Origin of the sequence: Roseovarius atlanticus (assembly GCF_001441615.1) — a bacterium.
GTDB lineage: Bacteria > Pseudomonadota > Alphaproteobacteria > Rhodobacterales > Rhodobacteraceae > Roseovarius > Roseovarius atlanticus.
Window position 1 is genome coordinate 1 of record NZ_LAXJ01000036.1, and the last position, 3,056, is coordinate 3,056.

Genomic DNA, 3,056 nt, shown 5'->3' on the forward strand with positions numbered 1-3,056 from the left:
CCGTCATGGGGGCATGGTCGTCAATTCAAAAAAGCCCGTGCCGATCCATCCGCGGAACCTATGGCGGCTCGCAGAACGTCAGGCGCGGGCGCTGCGGAGACCGCAGACATGGGAGCAGCGCCCGCGCCGGATTGCCTGCTCATGCGGGTCGTCATCCGGTACTGCAATTGTGCCACTGGCTCGTGTCCGCACCGGTGTCATGCTTCCGTCCGTGGTCGGCGCGAGGCCGCCTACATGATGTCGGTTAGATCGGTTCCTGAGAGCCCATCTTGAAAACGCGCTCGGACGGATGTCCGGCTGCCGGCTCATATCCGGCGTTCTCAGGAACCGCGTCCCGGTAGGGTCATAGCCTGGGTGCAATCGCTGCACCGTCAGAAAGAACCTCCTCGTCCGTTCGATGATCCCTCAGCCCTCTACCGCCAGGCTGCGACAGCTTCCCCATCCCGGGTCATGCGAAAATCTGTGCCGTCCATCCACATGCGGTGGAGCACCACGCCAATGCGCCGCGCGAGAGCGACCGTGGCCCGCTTTTGCCCGCGACGCCGGGCCACCTGCAGGCTCCAAGCTTTTAGCCAGCAGGGTCTCGCCCGATACATCATCACCGTCGCTGCGTTGAAGAGGACCGTCCGCAGTGTGGCATCGCCCGCCTTGGTGATATGGCTCATAACGTCGCGCTCCCCGGACTGGTCTCGTCGCGGAGTCAGGCCGGCCCACGGCCCGACATCGCGCGACGAACGGAATCGGGCCGGATCATCGATTGCCGCCCGCACGGTCAGCGCGACCAACGCCCCGACACCGGGCATGGTCATCATCCGCCGGCAGACCTCGTCCTGCCGTGCGAGATCACGCAGTCGGTGTTCGAGGGCGGCCAGATCCCGCCGCAGCGCCGTGCGTGCGCTCAGGATCGCCGTGGCCGCGGCCTCCAGCATGTCGTTGCCCTGGACCAGTTCGCGAACCCGCGCCTCGTATTGACTCCGGCCCACCCGGCCCACCTTCAGACCGAAGTTGCGGAGCACGCCACGTAGCGACTGCTCGATATCCAGCAGCGCCTTCTGCACCGACCTGCGCGCGCCGAGCAGGGCGCGAAGTTCCTGGGCCGAGACAGACTTGCAGTGGACGGGTCGGAACCAGCAAATGCGGAGCAGCTGGGCGATGCCTTCCGCATCGCGGCGATCGGTTTTGACGGGCATCGCCTTCAGGACCGCCTTGACCTGCCGCGTCTCCATCAGGACCGGATCGAAGCCCGCCGCGGCAAGGCCATGGTGCAGCCATTGCGACAGCGGGCCGGCCTCAAGGCCGATCGCCGCGATGGACCATGGCAGGCCGCCCAAGAAGGCGACAAAGGCCTCCGGTTCGCTGGCCACCTGCGCCCGCTTCAGGATCTGTCCGTGTTCGTCGAGGATGCAGAACGCCGAACTTGCCAGCGATACGTCGATGCCGATGAATGCTTTCATGTCGTCTTTTTCCGTTGTTGCACAGGGTGACGACCCATCCCGTCCAGGCCGCCCCATGACGACATCTTGAAACCCTCGCGCGCGTCAACGACAATCCCAACGTCAGGCTGCCCGCCGTGGCGTCCTGATCAGGACTCGGGCCTACCCGAAGGTCGGCGCTCTTACACCATCCCCCGGGGCACTATCCATTCCCCCGGGGCACTATCCATTGCACTCACATGATGCGGTTGGCTCTGACGCAGGAAAGCTCATCTCCGTTGCGACTTCATATTCAAGTCAGGATTTCTGTCGGCTTTTCCCTCACCACGTCCCTTCAGGGCCGCCTTCCTTGCGGAAGCTCTGGTTTTGGTTCTCTGTCAGTCGGATTTGAACTCTGTGCCGTCTATCCACATCCGATGCATGATGACGGCCAGTTTCCGCGCATGGGCAGTGCCGCAGTCTCCGCAGCGAGTTCATCCTCGGTGGCGGCCGCCTCGAGTTCCTCGAGCTGCAACTCCACCTGATCAATCAGGCGAGCCCGGCGCTCCGAGCTATGGTCGTATTGCTCCCGCCGCAGCTTGGCGATCTCGAGCCTGAGATGCTTGATCATCGCCTCGGAGGTCGCGACCACCGCGCGGGCCTGCACCAGCTCGCTCTCGGCGGCCTCCGCACGGGCCTCCGATGCCGCGAGCGCGGCACGCAATCTGGCGATCTCGGAAGCGGCATCCGGCATGGCCAAAACCTACCACGTAGCGCCCGAAAAGCCCATGTAAATAAGGTCTGTGAGGCTGATTTATCCGGCCTTTGCAGGGCGTTGCGTCCAGCGCGGGTTGCGCCAATCGATCCCTTCGAGAAGATACCCGAGCTGGGCTGCCGAGACCTGCACCGCTTCGCCGCTGCGGCTGACGGGCCAGATGAATTTGCCCGCTTCCAACCGCTTGGTATAGAGCGACATGCCCACACCATCGCGCCAGAGCAGCTTAACCAGGTCGCCCTTGCGCCCACGCAAACAGAAGATCTCGCCGGCGTGGGGATCGCGTCCGAGCCCCTGCTGAACCTGAAGCGCGAGAGTGTTCATGCCGCGGCGCATGTCGGTGACTCCGCCCGCGATCCAGACCCGCACCCCGGCCGGAAACGCGATCATGCCCGCTCCAGGATCTGCACAAGTCGTGTAAGAGCCGACGCGTCGAGCGAGGCGTCAGCAAGCAGTCGTAGTCCGTTCTGCAAGATGATCTCGAAGCGGTCAGAGCGCGCATCGCCGCGCTCGGTCTCAACTCGCTGATCCGCGTTCGCTGTGATCGCCACTGGCGCAATGCATCGCGGATTCCGGCGCCGACAGCCGCCCTTGGCGTGCTTCCCGCCGCCATCGCGTCAGCAGCGAACGAGAGATGGCGTGTCGCCGCGGCCATCCGCGGTGCCGAATAACTCTCCTCTACGATCCGGAGCTTCTCCGCATCCGTCCATCGACGGCGCCGACCAGTATCCGTGACCGAAAGAACTTCCACTTGGGGCATGAAGCTATGGTCTGTCATAGGTTCAGACCCGTAGCTGAAATCCAAACCCGTGATCAGGCGGCCCTCGCCGGACGCATATCTTATGAGGAACCGTATTACAACCCTAAAG

The 3,056-nt window shown here is 63.9% G+C and carries 2 protein-coding genes and 1 pseudogene; all 3 read right to left on the reverse strand.

Going from position 1 to position 3,056, the window contains the following annotated elements:
- Nucleotides 1-413: 413 nt before the first annotated feature.
- Entirely contained in the window at nt 414-1,454 is a 1,041-nt protein-coding gene (locus XM53_RS21470; protein ID WP_057796853.1) for an IS110 family RNA-guided transposase, read from the reverse strand.
- 430 nt (nt 1,455-1,884) lie between these two features.
- Nucleotides 1,885-2,166 (reverse strand): annotated as a pseudogene (locus tag XM53_RS21475) (transposase domain-containing protein); the annotation flags it as partial.
- A gap of 60 nt (nt 2,167-2,226) precedes the next feature.
- Nucleotides 2,227-2,577 carry an IS66 family insertion sequence element accessory protein TnpB gene (tnpB, locus tag XM53_RS21480; RefSeq protein WP_057796854.1) on the reverse strand — a complete coding sequence of 117 codons (351 nt, stop codon included), beginning with the start codon at nt 2,575-2,577 and terminating at the stop codon, nt 2,227-2,229.
- Nucleotides 2,578-3,056 lie beyond the last annotated feature (479 nt).

What these genes read in the sequence shown, in the direction of transcription:
- XM53_RS21470 (WP_057796853.1), bottom strand. Translation starts at nt 1,454, where the DNA reads ATGAAAGCATTCATCGGCATCGACGTATCGCTGGCAAGTTCGGCGTTC.
- tnpB (WP_057796854.1), bottom strand. Translation starts at nt 2,577, where the DNA reads ATGATCGCGTTTCCGGCCGGGGTGCGGGTCTGGATCGCGGGCGGAGTC.